This is a genomic window from Limosilactobacillus secaliphilus (assembly GCF_001437055.1).
GTDB classification, from domain to species: Bacteria; Bacillota; Bacilli; order Lactobacillales; family Lactobacillaceae; genus Limosilactobacillus; species Limosilactobacillus secaliphilus.
On sequence record NZ_JQBW01000010.1, the window covers coordinates 516,772 to 534,919 of the forward strand.

General features: G+C 47.9%; 15 protein-coding genes and 2 tRNA genes. 14 read left to right on the forward strand and 3 right to left on the reverse strand.

Annotation, left to right across the window (positions count from 1 at the left end):
- Nucleotides 1-15: 15 nt before the first annotated feature.
- The 8 genes from gyrA to IV45_RS07270 all read left to right on the forward strand — a co-directional run bounded on the left by gyrA (nucleotide 16) and on the right by IV45_RS07270 (nucleotide 9,364).
- Nucleotides 16-2,538: a DNA gyrase subunit A gene (gyrA, locus tag IV45_RS07235; RefSeq protein WP_057742140.1), complete on the forward strand. Its 2,523-nt coding sequence runs from the start codon at nucleotides 16-18 to the stop codon at nucleotides 2,536-2,538.
- Between the two features lie 274 nt (nucleotides 2,539-2,812).
- Nucleotides 2,813-3,103, forward strand: coding sequence for a 30S ribosomal protein S6 (rpsF, locus tag IV45_RS07240; RefSeq protein WP_057742142.1), 291 nt, complete (start codon nucleotides 2,813-2,815; stop codon nucleotides 3,101-3,103).
- Between the two features lie 45 nt (nucleotides 3,104-3,148).
- A complete protein-coding gene (gene ssb / locus IV45_RS07245) occupies nucleotides 3,149-3,796 on the forward strand; it encodes a single-stranded DNA-binding protein (protein ID WP_057742144.1) in 648 nt (215 codons plus the stop codon).
- A 29-nt stretch (nucleotides 3,797-3,825) separates the two neighbouring features.
- On the forward strand, nucleotides 3,826-4,062 hold the full coding sequence (gene rpsR, locus IV45_RS07250; protein ID WP_003682305.1) for a 30S ribosomal protein S18: 237 nt from the start codon (nucleotides 3,826-3,828) through the stop codon (nucleotides 4,060-4,062).
- Nucleotides 4,063-4,200: 138 nt separating this feature from the next.
- Entirely contained in the window at nucleotides 4,201-6,222 is a 2,022-nt protein-coding gene (locus IV45_RS07255) for a DHH family phosphoesterase (protein ID WP_057742147.1), read from the forward strand.
- A gap of 5 nt (nucleotides 6,223-6,227) precedes the next feature.
- The gene (gene rplI, locus IV45_RS07260; RefSeq protein ID WP_057742150.1) at nucleotides 6,228-6,680 is read left to right on the forward strand and encodes a 50S ribosomal protein L9; all 453 of its coding nucleotides are present in this window, start codon (nucleotides 6,228-6,230) and stop codon (nucleotides 6,678-6,680) included.
- Nucleotides 6,681-6,698: 18 nt separating this feature from the next.
- A complete protein-coding gene (dnaB, locus tag IV45_RS07265) occupies nucleotides 6,699-8,081 on the forward strand; it encodes a replicative DNA helicase (RefSeq protein ID WP_057742151.1) in 1,383 nt (460 codons plus the stop codon).
- 77 nt (nucleotides 8,082-8,158) lie between these two features.
- On the forward strand, nucleotides 8,159-9,364 hold the full coding sequence (locus IV45_RS07270; RefSeq protein WP_057742154.1) for an MFS transporter: 1,206 nt from the start codon (nucleotides 8,159-8,161) through the stop codon (nucleotides 9,362-9,364).
- Between the two features lie 76 nt (nucleotides 9,365-9,440).
- Here IV45_RS07270 and IV45_RS07275 read toward each other — a convergent pair whose 3' ends face one another.
- The 3 genes from IV45_RS07275 to IV45_RS07285 form a co-directional block, all read right to left on the reverse strand.
- Nucleotides 9,441-10,148 carry a MerR family transcriptional regulator gene (locus IV45_RS07275; RefSeq protein WP_057742156.1) on the reverse strand — a complete coding sequence of 236 codons (708 nt, stop codon included), beginning with the start codon at nucleotides 10,146-10,148 and terminating at the stop codon, nucleotides 9,441-9,443.
- A 103-nt stretch (nucleotides 10,149-10,251) separates the two neighbouring features.
- Nucleotides 10,252-10,324 (reverse strand) — tRNA-Lys (locus IV45_RS07280).
- A gap of 152 nt (nucleotides 10,325-10,476) precedes the next feature.
- A tRNA-Lys gene (locus tag IV45_RS07285) sits at nucleotides 10,477-10,549 on the reverse strand.
- Between the two features lie 177 nt (nucleotides 10,550-10,726).
- On the opposite strand from IV45_RS07285, the gene yycF reads away from it, so the two are divergent.
- From yycF to IV45_RS07315, 6 genes are all read left to right on the forward strand, one after another.
- Nucleotides 10,727-11,434 carry a response regulator YycF gene (yycF, locus tag IV45_RS07290; protein ID WP_057742159.1) on the forward strand — a complete coding sequence of 236 codons (708 nt, stop codon included), beginning with the start codon at nucleotides 10,727-10,729 and terminating at the stop codon, nucleotides 11,432-11,434.
- Nucleotides 11,435-11,448: 14 nt separating this feature from the next.
- Nucleotides 11,449-13,305, forward strand: coding sequence for a cell wall metabolism sensor histidine kinase WalK (gene walK / locus IV45_RS07295; protein ID WP_057742162.1), 1,857 nt, complete (start codon nucleotides 11,449-11,451; stop codon nucleotides 13,303-13,305).
- Nucleotides 13,298-14,587 carry a YycH family regulatory protein gene (locus tag IV45_RS07300; protein ID WP_057742164.1) on the forward strand — a complete coding sequence of 430 codons (1,290 nt, stop codon included), beginning with the start codon at nucleotides 13,298-13,300 and terminating at the stop codon, nucleotides 14,585-14,587. The genes walK and IV45_RS07300 overlap by 8 nt, the downstream gene beginning before the upstream one ends.
- A gap of 12 nt (nucleotides 14,588-14,599) precedes the next feature.
- On the forward strand, nucleotides 14,600-15,391 hold the full coding sequence (locus IV45_RS07305; RefSeq protein WP_057742168.1) for a two-component system regulatory protein YycI: 792 nt from the start codon (nucleotides 14,600-14,602) through the stop codon (nucleotides 15,389-15,391).
- 19 nt (nucleotides 15,392-15,410) lie between these two features.
- Complete coding sequence (locus IV45_RS07310) at nucleotides 15,411-16,220, forward strand: MBL fold metallo-hydrolase (RefSeq protein WP_057742171.1); 810 nt, start codon at nucleotides 15,411-15,413, stop codon at nucleotides 16,218-16,220.
- Between the two features lie 80 nt (nucleotides 16,221-16,300).
- Complete coding sequence (locus IV45_RS07315; protein WP_057742174.1) at nucleotides 16,301-17,593, forward strand: S1C family serine protease; 1,293 nt, start codon at nucleotides 16,301-16,303, stop codon at nucleotides 17,591-17,593.
- Nucleotides 17,594-18,148 lie beyond the last annotated feature (555 nt).

The window sequence follows — 18,148 nt, forward strand, 5'->3', positions numbered from 1 at the left end:
AGGAGGCAAAATACAGTGGCTGATTCAGATAATTCAAACCGCATCACCGACGTCAAACTGACGAGTCAGATGCGTAATTCATTCCTGGACTATGCGATGAGTGTCATCGTCTCCCGGGCCCTGCCTGATGTGCGGGATGGCCTGAAGCCGGTCCAGCGGCGGATCCTGTATGGGATGAATGAATTAGGGGTAACCCCGGACAAGCCTTACAAGAAATCTGCCCGGATTGTTGGGGACGTCATGGGGAAGTTCCACCCTCATGGTGACTCCTCGATTTACGAAGGCCTGGTGCGGATGGCCCAAGACTTTAGCTATCGTTACATGCTGGTTGACGGGCACGGTAACTTTGGTTCAGTCGACGGGGACTCTGCCGCCGCCATGCGTTACACCGAAGCACGGATGAGCCGGATTGCGGTGGAGATGCTGCGCGACATCAATAAGGACACGGTTGATTTCCAAGATAACTATGATGGGACGGAAAAGGAGCCAACGGTCTTGCCGGCACGGTTCCCTAACCTCTTAGTCAACGGTGCTTCTGGGATTGCCGTCGGGATGGCAACCAACATTCCAACTCACAACCTGGGTGAAGTCATCTCCGCTATTCACGTCTTGATGAAGAACCCGGACGCAACAACCGAAGACCTGATGAAGGTATTGCCGGGTCCAGACTTCCCAACTGGTGGGGTTGTCCTTGGCAAATCCGGTATCCGCAAAGCCTACGAAACTGGTAAGGGCTCCATTATCGTGCGGGCAAAGGTGGATATCGAAGAAACCAAGACCGGCCGTCAGCAGATCATCGTTCACGAAATTCCTTACATGGTTAACAAGGCCAAGTTGATCGAACGGATCGCGGAATTGGCCCGGAACAAGGAAATCGACGGGATCACGGATATCAACGATGAAACCGACCGTGAAGGGATGCGGATCGTCATTGATGTCCGGCGAGATGCCAGCGCCGAAGTCATTTTGAACAACCTGTACAAGATGACCCTGATGCAGACGACCTTCAACTTCAACATGCTGGCGATCGTCAACGGTGCCCCAAAGATCTTGAGCTTAAAGGAAATCCTGCAGTACTACCTGAAACACCAGGAAAGCGTTGTTCGGCGGCGGACTGAGTTTGACCTGAAGAAGGCTCAGCAGCGTGCGCACATCGTTGAAGGACTGCGGATTGCCTTAGATCACATTGATGAGATCATCAAGATCATCCGTCAATCACAGACGAGTGAAGTTGCTAAGTCCCAGTTGATGAACGACTTTGGCCTGTCAGAACGGCAATCACAGGCCATTCTGGATATGCGGCTGGTTCGGTTGACCGGCTTGGAACGGGAAAAGATTGAAGCCGAATACAAGAAACTGATGGCGGCCATCGCTGACTACAAGGACATCTTGGCCCACCGTGAACGGATTCAGCAGATCATTTATGATGAATTGCAAGAAATCCAGAAGAAGTTTGGTGACAAGCGGCGGACGGAATTACAAGTCGGCGACATTACCAATATCGAAGACGAAGACCTGATTGAAGAACAGGATATCGTTGTTACCTTGACGCACAACGGCTACATCAAGCGGCTGCCAGTCGATGAATTCAAGACGCAGAACCGTGGCGGCCGTGGTGTTAAGGGCATGGGTGTGCACAAGGATGACTTTATTGAGCACCTGATTTCAAGCTCAACCCATGACATGCTGCTGTTCTTTACCAATTCTGGCAAGGTCTTCTCAATGAAGGGGTATGAAATCCCTGAATACGGTCGTTCTGCACAAGGAATTCCGGTAATCAACCTCTTGAGTCTGGATCCACACGAGAAGATCAGCGCGGTCATCAACGTTTCCCACAAGAGCAACGATGAAGACAAGGACCTCTTCTTTGCCACTAAGCAAGGGATCGTCAAGCGGACTCCTGTTGCCGAATTCCAGAACATCCGGAGCAACGGTCTGAAGGCAATCAACCTGCACGAAAATGACGAATTGATTGCGGTAGAGATCATTGACCATGACCAGAACCTGATCTTGGGGACCCATCAAGGTTACTCAGTCAGCTTCAACAGCACGGCGGTTCGGTCCATGGGCCGGGCAGCTGCCGGTGTTCGTGGTGCCCGTCTGCGGCCAAACGATTACCTGATTGGTGCCGGTAAACTGAATCCTGACGACAATGTCCTGGTTATTTCGGCAAACGGTTATGGTAAACAGACGCCAGCTGCTGAATACCCAATCAAGGGCCGTGGCGGTAAAGGTATCAAGACCGTTAACGTCACCAGCAAGAATGGCCCACTGGTTGGTCTGACCACCGTTAAGGGCGACGAAGACATCATGCTGGTAACGACCAAGGGTGTCATCATCCGCTTCGGTGTTGAAACGGTGTCGACAACCGGTCGTTCAACGATTGGGGTTCACTTAATTAAGCTGACCGATGGCGCACAAGTAGCTACGATGGCAAAAGTGGCCAAGGAAGACAGCGATGATGACGACAGCTCTGCTGAAGAAAAGACTACTGACGAAACGACTGGTAAAGCCACATCAACTGATGACGACAAGTAATAGTCACAATCGTTAATAAAATAAGGATCTAGGGGCAAAATTATGTCCACTAGGTCCTTATTTTTGTGTTTGCATAAAAAATTAAAGTATTTTGCTGCAAATGAGGGTGATTGACGTTTATTATTGATAGACCGCAATTCCAGATCAGATTTGATTCTTGTGATTTATGTTGTTTTATGCTATCATTCATTTTTGTGAGTATACGTATGAGACGTCTACTCTCCTTGCTCTTTTAAGGAAAAAGGGCCTGAGTCCATAAGGAGGTGTAACATTCATGGAAACACGCAAATATGAAATTACTTACATCATTCGTCCTGATATCGATGAATCTGCCAAGAGCGAATTAGTTGATCGTTTTGACAAGATTCTGAGCGACAATGGTGCAACGGTTGTTGATTCAAAGGACTGGTCAACCCGTCGTTTTGCTTACCCAATCGAAAAGTACACTGAAGGTACTTACCACGTGGTAAACATCACTACCGACACTGATCAGCCATTGAACGAATTTGATCGTCTGTCCAAGTTCAGTGACGACATCCTGCGTCACATGATCGTTAAGCGCTAATAGGCCAAACGATCGAACATTCTACTGAGAGGAGTGCGATATCCAATGTTAAACCGTGTAGTTCTTACTGGACGTTTAACCAGGGATCCGGAGTTGCGGTACACCGGTAGCGGAGTTGCTGTTTGCAGTTTTACGGTTGCAGTTGATCGCCAGTTTCGTAACCAACAAGGTGATCGGGACGCAGACTTCATTAGCTGTGTAATTTGGCGGAAGTCCGCGGAAAACTTTGCTAATTTCACTCATAAAGGTTCTTTAGTGGGTATTGATGGTCGCCTGTCCACCCGGAATTATGAAAATAATCAGGGTCAGCGAGTTTATGTCACCGAAGTAACGGTTGATAACTTTGCCCTATTGGAACCACGTGCAGCGGGCCGGAATGGCGGCGCACAGGGTGGCTACAATAACCAAAACCAAGGCTTCCAACAAAACAATGCCTTCAATCAAGGACCGCAAGCTGCGCCAAGTAGCGCACCTCAGCAGCAAAGAAACCAACAGCCAGTCTTTAACCAGGGTAACCAAGTTGACTTAAGCACATTGCCATTCACGAATGACAACCCGCAACAGTCACAGGCACCGGCTTCATCGGCTGATGGGATTAACATTGATGATCAAAGTGCTATGGGCACGAAACAAGGAAGTTCATCATCGGATAATGATAGTGATCAACCATCAATTGATGATGTTCCGTTCTAAATTAATTAACAGCTAAGGGAGGTAATTTCATGGCTCAACAACGTCGTGGAGGCCGTCGTCGTCGTAAAGTCGACTTCATCGCCGCAAACCACATCGAATACATTGACTACAAAGACACTGATTTATTACGTCGGTTCATCTCAGAACGCGGTAAGATCTTACCACGTCGGGTTACCGGTACTAGTGCCAAGAACCAGCGTCGTTTGACTATTGCCATCAAGCGTGCACGGATCATGGGTCTTCTGCCATTCGTTGCCGAAGACTAATTGGCATTTAAATTGAAAAGGACTGCAAATCTTTGCAGTCCTTTTTATTTACCGTTTTGCCTTTAGATTTTCGTAAGAATTACGGTAGATATGATAAGATATGTTTATTGAGTAAAGACGTACAGGGGGGCACGATGAATGCGGTTCTTATTTGGACAAGCCAATATTTCGCAGTTTCTGAATGATAAGCGGAGTCGCTGGACCGTTTTCTACCTGCTGACGATGACGGTGGCAAGTGTCGTCGTGGCATTCCTGTTTAACTGGATAATTGGCCTGATTTTGCTGGTTTTAGGCATTGTTGCTTTGGCAATGATCTTTACGCAGTGGCAGAGCCTGGCCAATCGCGAACAGGAATATGCCGACGACCTGACTTATGACGTTCACCAAAGTCAGGAAGAGGCACTGCTCGACATGCCAATCGGTATCATCATCCTGAACCAACGGAACGTGGTGAAGTGGATCAACCCGTATCTGGCCCACTATTTTAAGGACCAGCTCTTAGTGGGTGAACCATTAGCAACGGCCGACAAGGAACTGGCAAAGATCGTCAAAAATCATGGTGATGACCACGAACCCCAAGTGGTTAAGTGGCGCGGCCGGCAGTTCCAATTCCTTTATCAGGAGCGGTTGCATTGTATTTACTTGATGGACGTCACCCAGTACGAGGAAATCAGTCAGCGTTATTTAGACGAACGACTTTTCCTGGGAAATATTTTCCTGGACAACTACATCGAGTTGACGCAGGGGATGAACGATTCGGATGTCTCCAACCTGCATAACTATGTCACTTCTGAGCTGAGCAACTGGGCTGACAGGAACCACATGTTGATCAAGGTGATCGATGAAGACAACTACTTAATCATGGGTCATCAATCAACACTGCGGAAGCTGGAGGAAAAGAAGTTCAAGATTCTGGATAAGATTCGGGAAAACACTTCCAAGATGAATTCACCAGTCACGTTGTCAATCGGGATTGCCTATGGTCAGGTGAACCTGGGACGCTTAGCCGATACGGCGCAGCGAAACTTGGATTTGGCACTGGGCCGTGGTGGTGACCAGGTAGTTGTTCGGCAAGAAAATCAGCAAGCCCGCTTCTATGGTGGAAAGACCAACCCGATGGAGAAGCGGACGCGGGTACGGGCCCGGATTATCAGCCATGCCTTTAGCGAGCTGATGAACCAGTCCGACCAGATTTTCGTCGTGGGTCACGCCAAGCCTGATATGGATTCAATGGGTGCCTGCCTCGGGATCCGGCGCATTGCGGAAATGAACAACCAAGAATGCTGGGTCGTTTTGGATCAGGAAAAGGTCCACTCCGACATCGCACGGCTGGTGCAACAGTTTAAGAACTACCAGAGCATCGACAAACACGTTATCACGCCGGAAGAGGCCCTTGAGAAGGCCACAGACAAGAGTTTGCTGGTAATGGTGGATCACTCCAAGGTCAGCATTTCGATGGCGCCAAAGCTGTATGAGCGCCTTAAAAACCGGACTGTGATCATTGACCACCACCGGCGCGGCGAAGAATTCCCAGAAAATCCGCTGTTGGTCTACATCGAGCCTTATGCATCGTCGACTTGTGAACTGATCACTGAAATGTTCGAATACCAGCCACGTGAGGGAGCCGCCCTGAACCGGCTGGAAGCAACGACCATGTTGACCGGGATCGAGATTGATACCAAGAACTTCAAGCAGAATTCAGGCACGCGGACGTTTGATGCGGCCAGCTATCTGCGTTCTGCAGGTGCCGATAACCGGATGATCCAGCAGTTCATGAAGGAAAACGTCAACAACTTCATGCAGCGAAATCATCTGATTGCAAACACCAGCTTTATTAATGATAAAATGGCATTGTGTGTTGGTGAAGAAGACCAAACCTATGATCCAGTTACGGCTGCTCAAGCCGCGGATATGCTGCTGCAGGTGGAAGGCATTGAAGCTTCCTTTGTCATCACCAAGCAGGCGAGTGGCGACGTGCGGATTTCTGCACGGTCAATCGGTGATTATAACGTCCAAGTCGTCATGGAAAAGCTAGGTGGCGGTGGTCACTTGAACAATGCCGCTACGCAGATCACTGACCGGACGGTAGAACAGGTCAAGGATCAGCTGTTGAGCGTGATCACACCGCAGAAAGCAACCGAAGAAGAAAATAAGGAGTGAGCCAGATGAAGGTTATTTTTATGGAAGATGTTAAAGGTCGAGGCAAACGTGGTCAGGTCAAGAACGTTCCGGATGGCTACGCACAAAACTTCTTGATTCCACGTGGCAAGGCGAAGTTGGCTACTAAAGCGGCCATGAGCGAGCTGAAGGGGCAGGAACGTTCCAAGGCAAAGCGTGAAGCTGAAGAATTGGCTCAGGCAAAGGAATTGAAGAAGAAGCTGGAATCCGACAACACGGTACTGCAAATGAGCGGTAAGGCTGGTAGTGACGGTCGGATGTTCGGCTCAATTTCCAGCAAGCAGATTACCAAGGCCCTGCAAGACCAATACAACATCAAACTCGATAAGCGGAAGCTCGAATTGCCTGCACCAATTAAGGCATTGGGCTACGCTGACGTAAAAGTAAAGCTGCATCATGATGTGGAAGCTAAGTTGCGGATCCACATTGCTGAAAAATAACTAGGAGATTTAATTGCCATGGATAATTCGCCATCAATAAATCGAACCCCGCCGCGTAGTTTAGAGGCGGAACAAGCCGTCTTGGGGGCGGCTTTTTTGACTAAGGACGCGATTGTCCAGGCCATGGAGTATCTAGAACCCCAAGACTTTTATAGCCGCAAGCATCAGATCCTATTTGCGGCCATGATTAAGCTTAACGAGCGCGATCAGCCAATCGACATTGTCTCGATGAAGGCTGAATTGGACCGCGAAAAGCAGACCGAAAACATTGGCGGGATGGAATACCTGGCCAAGCTGGCCGGCGCGGTCCCAACGGCATCAGATGTCGTTTACTATGCCAAAATCGTTAAGGATAAATCCACCGCCCGCCGCTTGATTGACACGGCCACTAAAATTGCCGGCAAGGGTTATGAAGACCATGAAGATTTAACGAGTCTGTTGGATGATGCGGAACGGTCAATCTTAAACGTCGCTGAAAGCAGTAACACCAACGAACTGCAAAAAATCAGCGACCTGCTTTCGCAATCAGCAGACCACATTTATGAACTGTCAAAACAAAAGAGCGACGTTACTGGCTTAGCGACCGGCTATCCTCAGCTGGATAAGATGACGACTGGCCTCCACCCCGATGAATTGATTATCGTGGCGGCCCGGCCGGCAATGGGTAAGACGGCTTTTGCCCTGAACATCGCCCAGAATGTTGCGATTAAAAACGATACTTCCGTTGCGATCTTCTCACTCGAAATGGGTGCCGAATCGCTGGTTGATCGGATGCTGTGTGCTGAAGGCAGTATCAATGCCAACCACTTGCGGACCGGTGAACTGACGGAAGACGAATGGAAGAGTCTGTGGGTTGCGATGGGAACCCTAGATCGTGCCAACATCTACATCGATGATACGCCTGGGATCCGGGTACCTGAAATCCGGGCTAAATGTCGGCGTTTGGCCAAGCAAACCGGGAATTTAGGCTTGATCGTCATCGACTACCTGCAATTGATCGAAGGTGGCAATGCCGAAAACCGGCAACAGGAAGTTTCTGAAATTTCGCGGCAGTTGAAGAAGCTGGCCAAGGAATTGCAGTGCCCGGTCATCGCCTTATCACAACTATCGCGTGGCGTTGAACAGCGTCAGGATAAGCGGCCGGTGTTATCGGATATTCGTGAATCTGGGTCAATCGAACAAGATGCTGATATCGTTAGTTTCCTCTACCGTGATGACTACTATCAACACGAAGAGGGCAGCGATGACGATCAGGGACCGGTAGATACTGATCAACCAAGTCTTAGTGAAACCGAAGTCATTATTGACAAGAACCGTAGCGGCCCGCGGGGAACCGTTAAACTGCTTTTCAATAAGACTTATAACAAGTTTGCGTCGATTGATTACGAACACCAAGAATAATTGAACTGGGAGCGTTGAGAAGCACAAAAACTTCGCTAACGCTCCTCTTTAAATAGAGAGACATTGAGGGAGAAACAATGAATAAAGGAATCAAGCTCCATTGGCTATTAATTGGTGTATTCCTGGTCAACTTTGGCAACAGCTTTGTCTGGCCGTTGACCACGGTTTACATTCACGACCAGCTGCACCATTCATTAACCGTTGCGGGCGTCGTCATCCTCTTTTATTCGGGGGCCAATGTTGTGGGTTCATACTTTGCCGGCAACAGTTTTGACCGCCACAATCCGCAATACTTAATGCTGAGCGGCCTGATTGGCGCCATCGTTACTATGTTGATCATGGTTTTTGAAAATGGCTGGCCAATGTACCCAATCATGCTGACGCTGGTGGGCTTCTTTAACGGCTGGCTGGTCACCTTGCATAATTCATACGGGACAATGACCAACAACGCGGATGGCCGTTTTGTCTTTAATATGATCTATTTTGCCAACAATTTGGGGATGGTCTGTGCCACCAGTGCAGTTGGTCCGCTTTATCAATGGACACATAAACAGGTGGGTCCTTTATTCCTGCTGACGGTGATCTTGTACGCGTTCTTCAGTGTCTTAGTGTTCTTCTTCTACCGGGTACCGGCCTCAGCACGGAGTCAGGCTCATGTAGATAAGACGCCTGCTGCAGGATCTAAATCATCCCAGCTTAAATTGCCTCATGCCAATAGTTCGATCATTTGGACGCTGAGTATCTCCTTATGCATTGTGTGGATCTTGTACACGCAATGGTCGAGCAACCTGTCCGTTTACCTGACAGGCATGGGGATGACAATGACCAATTACAGCATGCTGTGGACGATTAACGGCTTGATGGTGGTCTTCCTCCAGCCGTTGATGAACGTGGTTAACCGCTACGTTAAGCACGATTATCTGAAGATTTACATCGGGGTAATGACAATCGGCTTATCCTTTGTCACCTTGATTGTGGGCCGCGTCTATCTCTGGTTTGTGGCCGGCATGGTGGTGCTGACCTTGGGTGAAATCTTGGTCTTTCCAACGATTCCGGCGATTATCAACCAGTTGTCCCCGAATGAAGTTAAGGGCCATTTCCAAGGGATACTGAATGCCCTGATTTCGTTAGGCAAGGCGATCGGGCCGGTATTTGGCGGGATCATGATCGAGCAGACATCCTACCGCTTGTTATTTGACCTTTGTCTGGTTAGCTTGATCGTCATTGTGGTTGTGACGGCATTGATGATTAACCGGATGAAAAACAAGACAGTTGAATATTGATTGAGAAACGAAAATGGTCGCTAGGATAGGCAAGAAAGCTTATATTAGCGGCCATTTTTTAATTGAACTGAAGGAGTTAACGGTACTCTTCAACACAGAAATTCTTTTGCTGACAATGAGGACAAATTAGTTTTCTGGTGTTAGGAGTGTGAGCAGCGAAGATCCAGGATTTGAAATTGGGAACGAATTCAGATTGGCAATGGGGGCACAGGTACATGGAGTGCTGGTAGTAGGAATAGGTGATTTCGCCGGCAATGATCAATGAGCATAAGAGGCCGAAAACGAACCACCAGCCTGAAGCACCTTGATAAAATACATAGATTAAGCTGCCCCAAAGAAGACAGTCGACAATTGCTCCCCAAGATAGGATCCGCAATCGCAAGCGATGGAGTTTACTAGTCATTTTCATGTTTGATGCCACCTTTTCTTGGACGTTGGTTGAAAAGTCAACTGGCGACTGCACCTTTTTCTTAAGGTACTTAAGCCCCTCAAGCTGGGAGGTCGTGAGTCGCTGTTGATCATGAAGTGCATGAATTTGTTGGTCAATCAATGACGATAAAAGTTGAGAATTATGATCATTGTTGATCAACTGCTGAATATCTTTCAGCTGGAAGCCTAGTTGACGGTATGCCAGAATCTGCTGCAGGCGTAAACGATCTGCCTCATCATATTCTCGCCGGTTGTTGGCCGTTCTTTTGGCAATCAACAGCCCTTTTGCATCGTAATACTGGACGGTTCTGATCGAGGTGTGGCATTGTTTTGCTAACTGACCACTAGAATACATGTGTTGGCCTCCTTTCTGACTTAAAGTGTAGCTAATGACGTCGGGTAACAAGCAATAGGAAAATAAAAAAAGACCACCAAATCTGGTGGTCTCTTTGATATGATGGGCAGTCAGGGGATCGAACCCTGGACCCACGGATTAAGAGTCCGTTGCTCTGCCAGCTGAGCTAACTGCCCATATCTTTAACAACAACGGTAATAATATCAAAAATTATTAGCTTTTGCAAGGGCTTTTTTGAAAAATAATTAACGACCAAGCACAACTATCATAATGTCTCAAAGCACAAAAAAAGACTGAGAAATGAATCTCAGTCTTTGTAAACCTCTGATGGGCAGTCAGGGGATCGAACCCTGGACCCACGGATTAAGAGTCCGTTGCTCTGCCAGCTGAGCTAACTGCCCATGTCATTCACGACAAGTTATATAGTAACAAATAATTATGAAGGTGGCAAGAATTTTTTTGCAGATAATTAACTGGCAAGGCAAACAAATAGGACTCGCTGGGTCATGTGCTATAATGTTAGCAGTAAAAAAACGGGATAAACCGGCATTTGTCGGTATTTAAATGGAGGAATTCGCATGGCCAAAAAAGTATTGGTAGTGGATGACGAAAAACCAATTTCTGACATCATAAAATTCAACCTAGAAAAGGAAGGTTACGAAGTCGCAACGGCCTTTGATGGTGAAGAAGCCTTGGACAAGGTTGAGACCGAACAGCCTGACTTGATTATCTTGGACCTGATGCTGCCTAAGATCGATGGGTTGGAAGTCGCCAAGCGGGTCCGGGCCAAGCACACCACGCCAATTATCATGGTAACGGCTAAGGACTCCGAATTAGATAAGGTCCTGGGCCTTGAATTAGGGGCCGATGACTATGTTACGAAGCCATTCTCTAACCGTGAATTGGTTGCCCGGGTAAAGGCAAACTTGCGGCGGCAAGCGGCAGCAAGCGCTCCGAATGGTGACCAGCATAGCAATGACATCCAGATCGGTGACTTAACCATTCACCCAGATGCCTACACGGTTACCAAGCGCGGTGACAACATCAATTTGACCCACCGTGAATTTGAATTATTGCATTACCTGGCACAGCACCTGGGTCAGGTTATTAATCGTGAGCGCCTTTTACAAACCGTTTGGGGTTATGACTACTTTGGTGATGTCCGGACGGTCGATGTTACCGTTCGTCGTCTCCGTGAAAAGATCGAAGACAATCCTAGTCATCCCAAGTGGCTGATGACGCGTCGTGGTGTTGGTTACTACTTAGCTAATCCTAATCAAGAGTAGGGGCAGATTTAGCGGTGAACAGCAAGATTAAATTATATCAATCGATACATTTTAAGATCGCCCTGGTATTCACGTTAATGTTGATGTTAACGCTTGAAATTGTTGGGGCGGTTTTTGTACGCCAACTGGAACACCAAAATTTGACGACCTTCAAACAGCAGGTTGAATTGCCAACCTACATTGATAACTCGTTGGCAACCCAATTGAACCGCAACGATACCAAGAAAGCCAACCGGCAAATCCGGCAAATCTTGGCTGAGGTCAACAACAATAACATCTCCGAAATCCGGGTCGTTGACAGTAAAGGGATTATTCGGGGGACCAGTAATTCAAACAACCAAGACATTATTGGTCAGCGGGCAACGGACAGTGCCGTTAAGAACACCTTAGCGACTAACCGTTCCCACAGCAAAAATGTTTACTACCAGTCATCACACGATCACTACTATATCAACGTCGTACCTTTGTTGAGTCCCAATAACACTAACAACGTTGTCGGGGCAGTGTATCTGCGGGCAAGCTTGGAAGGCGTATATTCCAGCATTAATAGCATTTCTTTGATTTATGCATTTGCGGCCTTTATCACCATTATTTTCAGTTTGGGTTTATCCATTTTAATTTCCCGGGAAATAACGCGACCGATTGAAGAAATGCGTAAACAGACCTTACGAATCGCCCGTGGTGACTTTTCCGGACGGGTCAACGTTACCGGTAACGACGAGTTAGGCCAATTAGCCGGTGCCATTAACAACCTGTCCGTTCGGGTCGAAGAGAGTCAAGAATTATCCGACGCCGAACAACGGCGGTTGCATAGCGTCTTATCTCACATGTCCGATGGTGTTTTAGCCACTGACCGGCGGGGAAACATTACCGTGATTAACGAAACGGCTCTGCAGCTGTTGGATATTGACGAAGCTGATGAAGTAATCGGCAAGCCAATTTTGGACGTTCTGGACCTGCGCAAGGATTACAGCATCCGGGAACTGGTAGAAAAAGACCAGGAGCAGGTTTTGCTGGATGACAATAGCAATAAGAGTGGGCTGATTCTTTCTGCCTACTTCTCGGCGATTCAACGAGAGTCTGGCTTTGTGAGCGGCTTCGTCTGTGTTCTGCATGACGTTACTAGTCAGCAGAAGGAAGATCAAGAACGTAAACAGTTCGTTTCCAATGTTTCGCATGAATTGCGGACGCCACTGACCAGTGTGAAGTCTTACGTTGAGGCGCTGAGTGACGGTGCCTGGAAAGACCCGGAAATTGCGCCGAAGTTTCTGAAGGTCATCCAAGACGAAACTGAACGGATGATCCGGATGATTAACGACCTACTGAGCTTGTCGCGGATGGATTCCGGGACGGCCAAGTTGAACCTGGAATACGTTAATATTAATGAGCTCTTCAATTACATCCTTAACCGCTTCGATATGATTTTGAAGAAGGAGAAGGACCCGAAGAAAAAGAAGTACACGATCGAACGTCAGATTACCAAAAAGGACCTGTGGGTTGAGATCGATACGGATAAGTTTACCCAGGTGATTGATAACATCATGAACAATGCCGTGAAGTATTCGCCAGATGGTGGGGTAATCACGGCCCGCCTAGTGGAAACGCACAACCACGTGATCTTGAGTATTAGCGACCAAGGTCTGGGGATTCCACGTAAAGACGTTAGCCATATCTTCGACCGTTTCTTCCGGGTTGATAAGGCACGGTCACGCAAGCAGGGTGGTACCGGCTTGGGTCTGGCGATCTCCAAGGAAGTTGTTAACTTGTTAGGTGGTCAGATCTGGGTTGATAGTGTTGAAGGCAAGGGCTCAACCTTCTACATTTCATTGCCATATATGCCTTACGACGAAGGGGATGAATGGGATGCTTAATCGATTGCGTAACAATTGGATCGGCATTTTACTAACCATCATGGTTGTCTTGAGTATGGCACTCTCGGCAATTGTATGGATTAGTCCTTACCACTTCGAACACCGTGGTGAAGATGGCAGCCGGAATGAGCAGCAAACGACCAGTCAAAGCATGCAAGATATCTATCTGCCAAGCACCATCATTCATACTAAGGGCGATGGTAGTCAACAATTCTTGTATGATCAGCCGCGCAACCTGATGTTAACGATCAAGGAGAGCCTACGAAACTGGCAATTGCGGAGTGGACGCCGAATTAGTTCAAACAGCAGCGGCAATTATTTATCATATTTGCGGCACGACAATTCCCTACTGCTTTCTTATCCGGCAACGGTGCCATTAACAATCTTCAATGACAGTTTCAATGCATCCTTGTCAACGGACCGCATCAGTCGGGTTAACCACATTGTGCTGCCATTGAACGATAGTCACCACATCTACTTGCTGAGTGATGACCATTTCCAGGTTTACCGGATTAATGTCCGTAACATGCAGATTGCCGCAATTAAGAAGGCGATGAAGGGCGGCCACCATTTTAGTGTGGACCACAAGATCGTTAACAACCGGCCGTTTGTCACCTATCCAAATGGGGTTAAGCTGCCGGAGTTTGCCTACCGGATCACGACCGCGAATGTCGACAACATCAGTCAGTCGTTGATGAATAATTCGCGGAAAGGCAACATTAACAGCCAGACCGAGGGTGATGTGACGACTTACAGCGATAGTCCCAGCCGTCATTTAAACTACAACCACAAACGAGGAACGCTGGATTACGAGCATTATATGGGACAAGACCAGCATTACAGCTATCAGTCAATCTTCGGTCACCTCTATGAACGGTTATCGAAGAGCACGATTTCGCTGGATTCCTTACGTTATGATGCCTACAATTCTGGTTCAAAGACCATCACCTACCGTAGCTACGTGGAGAACTTCCCTGTCTTCAACGATGATGGATATGGTGAGGTTCGTGTTCAGCTAAGCACGGAGGGTGTGGAACGCTACCACTTCTCCCGTTACAGCCTGCAGGTGCCATTGCCGGTCGACAAGCACTGGACACGGTTGCCGTCATCGGCGGTGGTCTTCAATGAGTTGCATAACAGCAATCACATGAAGGACATTACCGGCCTGCGTGTGGGTTATCGTTGGCAGAGCAACCAATCCGATAAGACCGTTACTCTAACACCTACCTATTACGTGCACTACCGCGGCAACTGGGTTGATTACCAAACTTTGACGAAGTGAGGGGGCTAAAAAATGAATTTTAGACGAATTGAAGTGATTTTTTTAGTTGCCTTCGCTATTTTGAATGCAGCACTGCTGGGTTCATTACTGTGGGGGACCCATTTCCAAGGGGCTTCTACCCAGGCTCAAAACCAACGCGCCTTGACGTTAAAGGAAATGCGCAACGATATGATCAGTTACCGGCCGCAATCTCATCAACCGCGAAACGGCTATTACCTGGCGGCTAAAAACAGCTCGTTAGAATCGCGTGCCTCGTCGCTACATGGGGTTTCCACGCGGATGGAAGATGACCTGCTCGTGGTGAATTTTGAACATCCGATTGAATTGAAGGACGAGTCGGAAATCGCCCAGCAATTGCAGAAGGTCGTCAATAACCGTCACCAGGTGATCGACGGCAAAAAGTATTCCTACAATCAGGCGCTGTCGACTAAGCACCAAGCGGTTTTCGCCCAGCAGGTGAAGGGGCAGCCATTTGCCGGCAAAGAAGGTCAGATCCGCTTTATTATCAACGATAAGAACGAGGTCACCGGTTATAAGCAGGGTGAACTAGGAAGCTTGACGATTTTGCGGCCACGGGATAAGACGGTCAGTGAAACTTCGGCCGTCCTTTGGCTGTACAAGCATAACCAAATTCCTAATAACTCACGGGTTGGTTCCGTTCTGTTTGGTTATTCCAAGTTGACGAGCCGCCACGGCCAGCGTGTGCTGATTCCGACCTGGTTGGTAAACGTTAAATCTAAGAATGGCAATAACAACGCGCAGCTGAAGGTCAACGCCTTTAGCGGGACGCAGATTAAAGAATAATTACTTAAGGGAGCTATCTATTGTGAATGCAGACGAGATTCATTACAGCATTCTTGCCAGTGGCAGTCAGGGGAATTCCACTTATATCGAAACTGCCCACCACCGAATTCTGATTGATGCGGGCTTGAGCGGTAAACGGATTGAGGAGCGGATGGAAAAAATCGGCCGTTCCCTGAAAGATGTCGATGCGATCTTTGTGACCCACGAACACAGCGACCACTGTCATGGCGTGGGGGTACTTGCCCGCCGGTATGGAATGGCGGTCTACGCCAACAAAGGTACTTGGCAGGCGATGGCCAACAAGATCGGCAAGGTCGACCTGTCTCAGAAGAATTTGATCGAACCAGGAAAGGTCAAGGACTTCGGTGACTTGCAGGTGGAAAGTTTTGCGGTTTCCCATGATGCCGCTGAACCCCAGTTTTATCAGGTCCACCACGACAATAAGACCTTTTGTATTTTAACGGACACGGGTTATGTATCCGATCGCGTTGCCGGCACAATCCGGGATGCGGATGCTTACCTGATGGAATGCAACCATGATACGGAAATGCTGATGAATGGCACCAAGTATTCCTGGCCGTTGAAGCAGCGGATTTTGAGCGACGAAGGCCACTTGTCCAACGAAGAGAGTGCGGATGCGCTGATGAGTGTGATTGGGCCACGAACCAAAGAGGTGTTGTTGGGTCACCGCAGCCATGAGAACAACACCCGTGCATTGGCTCATTTGACCGTAGCCAGCATGCTAGAAGAGGATGATCTAGGCGTTGATCATGACTTTCGTTTGGATGATGCTAACCAGGATCAACCCACTCCGCTCTTGAATTTGTGATGAAAAATTAGAAGCAAATTCAAACTTTCTTCAAACAACTTTTTTATAATAACGGCAAATAAGCTTCTGGAGGAAAAAATATGCAGAATAGCGGACAAGGAAGAAAATTTTGGTTAAAAGTGATCCTCGTCGGCTTAGTAGCAGGGCTAATCGGCGGAGCTTGTGCAATGGGTGCCGGCAGCATGATTGACAACATGCGGTCTGGCATTTCCAGCCGGGTGCCTGGTGCTTCAAACAAAGAAGGCGGCACCTCGGTTCACAAAAACAAGGCCAAGCTCAGTAACGAATCAACCTCTGCTTACAATTCGATGAAGGATTCAGTGGTTTCAGTAATCAATCTGCAACGCGGCCAAAGCAATAACGGTTTGTTCAGCCTCTTTGGCACACAAGGCGGGAATAATTCCGGCAAGCTGCAGACGGCCAGCGAAGGTTCTGGGGTTATTTACAAGAAAGCAGGCGGTTCTGCCTACGTGGTTACCAACAATCACGTGGTTTCAGGATCCAATGCCTTAAAGGTCATCATGAGCAACGGTAAGGAAGTTTCAGCCAATATCGTTGGTACTGATGCCACCACCGACCTGGCTGTCCTGAAGATTAGTGCGGCAGGTGTGAAGTCAGTGGCTTCGTTCGGTAACTCCAACGACATTACCGCTGGCCAGGACGTATTGGCAATCGGTTCACCAATGGGTAGCGAATATGCCAACACGGTTACCAAGGGGATCATTTCCGCTAAGAAACGGACGATCAAGGCCAATTCGAATGCTGCCGCAACGACCGTTATTCAAACGGATGCCGCAATTAACTCTGGTAACTCAGGTGGTCCTTTAATCAACATGGCCGGTCAAGTCATCGGGATCAACTCGATGAAGTTGGCCTCTAATGGCGAAGGAAGCACCGTTGAAGGCATGGGCTTCTCGATCCCAAGTAACGAGGTCGTTAAAGTCATCAACCAGTTAGTGGCCAACGGGAAGATCAGCCGGCCGTCACTGGGCGTTGGTGTCATCGACTTATCCAGCGTATCCAAGGATCAACAGTCCTCGGTATTGAAGCTACCAGGCTCAGTCACAAAGGGTGCAGTAGTAATGCAAGTCGTTGATGGCTCAGCCGCTGACCAAGCTGGCATTCGCAAGTACGACGTGATTGTGAAGATTGGCGATCACAAAGTCAATGGCGGTGGCAGCCTGAAGACTTACCTCTACAAGTACAAGGTTGGCCAGTCAGTGAAGATTACTTTCTACCATGATGGCAAGAAGGTTGAGAAGACGGTTAAGTTAAGCGAGGCCAAGAATAGCGATAGTCAGTCGCAAAAGAATAATCAAAATGCTGATAGTGGCCAGCAACCGGATAATAATTCGGCGGATGATGGTCAATAATCAAGTTAACCCCAATTAAATCAAACAGGTCGTTAATGTTCGTTCTTTAGTTGAACATTGCGACCTGTTTATTTTTAAGCTTGCTGTATCCCTAGTGAATAAAGGAATGGATCCGATCAAAAAAATTCCAGAAAGCCGATAAATTACTTTCATTCGGATTAGTTTTGGCAATAACGAATGATCGGAGTTTAGTAATGGTGAATGTGGATAATTGCCGAAAACTTATCCACAGAATTATCCACAGGCTGTTGAAAGCTGTCAAATCAACCATTAAAACTGTGCACAAAGTTATCCACAGGAACTGTCCACAAGTGTGGAAAAGTGGATTATTAATAAAAAGCAAAGTCGAAGCTCCTTGGGCGACAAGGACTTTGACAGGTGACTCCGAACAACTGTTTTTGTGGAGATTGTCACAACTTGTGGATAACCGTTTGTGGTCAAGCAAAAAGAAAAGGCGAACGACGCGAGTTTTCCACTCAAATCTGTGGATAACTTGTGGATAATGTGTGGAAAAGGGATAGTTATCAACAATCCCCTCGTTACTTGTGATTGACC

Bases quoted from the DNA above. Each gene is read 5' to 3' on its own strand.
- rpsF (WP_057742142.1), top strand. From the start codon at position 2,813: ATGGAAACACGCAAATATGAAATTACTTACATCATTCGTCCTGATATC.
- ssb (WP_057742144.1), top strand. From the start codon at position 3,149: ATGTTAAACCGTGTAGTTCTTACTGGACGTTTAACCAGGGATCCGGAG.
- rpsR (WP_003682305.1), top strand. From the start codon at position 3,826: ATGGCTCAACAACGTCGTGGAGGCCGTCGTCGTCGTAAAGTCGACTTC.
- IV45_RS07255 (WP_057742147.1), top strand. From the start codon at position 4,201: ATGCGGTTCTTATTTGGACAAGCCAATATTTCGCAGTTTCTGAATGAT.
- rplI (WP_057742150.1), top strand. From the start codon at position 6,228: ATGAAGGTTATTTTTATGGAAGATGTTAAAGGTCGAGGCAAACGTGGT.
- dnaB (WP_057742151.1), top strand. From the start codon at position 6,699: ATGGATAATTCGCCATCAATAAATCGAACCCCGCCGCGTAGTTTAGAG.
- IV45_RS07270 (WP_057742154.1), top strand. From the start codon at position 8,159: ATGAATAAAGGAATCAAGCTCCATTGGCTATTAATTGGTGTATTCCTG.
- IV45_RS07275 (WP_057742156.1), bottom strand. From the start codon at position 10,148: ATGTATTCTAGTGGTCAGTTAGCAAAACAATGCCACACCTCGATCAGA.
- yycF (WP_057742159.1), top strand. From the start codon at position 10,727: ATGGCCAAAAAAGTATTGGTAGTGGATGACGAAAAACCAATTTCTGAC.
- IV45_RS07300 (WP_057742164.1), top strand. From the start codon at position 13,298: ATGCTTAATCGATTGCGTAACAATTGGATCGGCATTTTACTAACCATC.
- IV45_RS07305 (WP_057742168.1), top strand. From the start codon at position 14,600: ATGAATTTTAGACGAATTGAAGTGATTTTTTTAGTTGCCTTCGCTATT.
- IV45_RS07315 (WP_057742174.1), top strand. From the start codon at position 16,301: ATGCAGAATAGCGGACAAGGAAGAAAATTTTGGTTAAAAGTGATCCTC.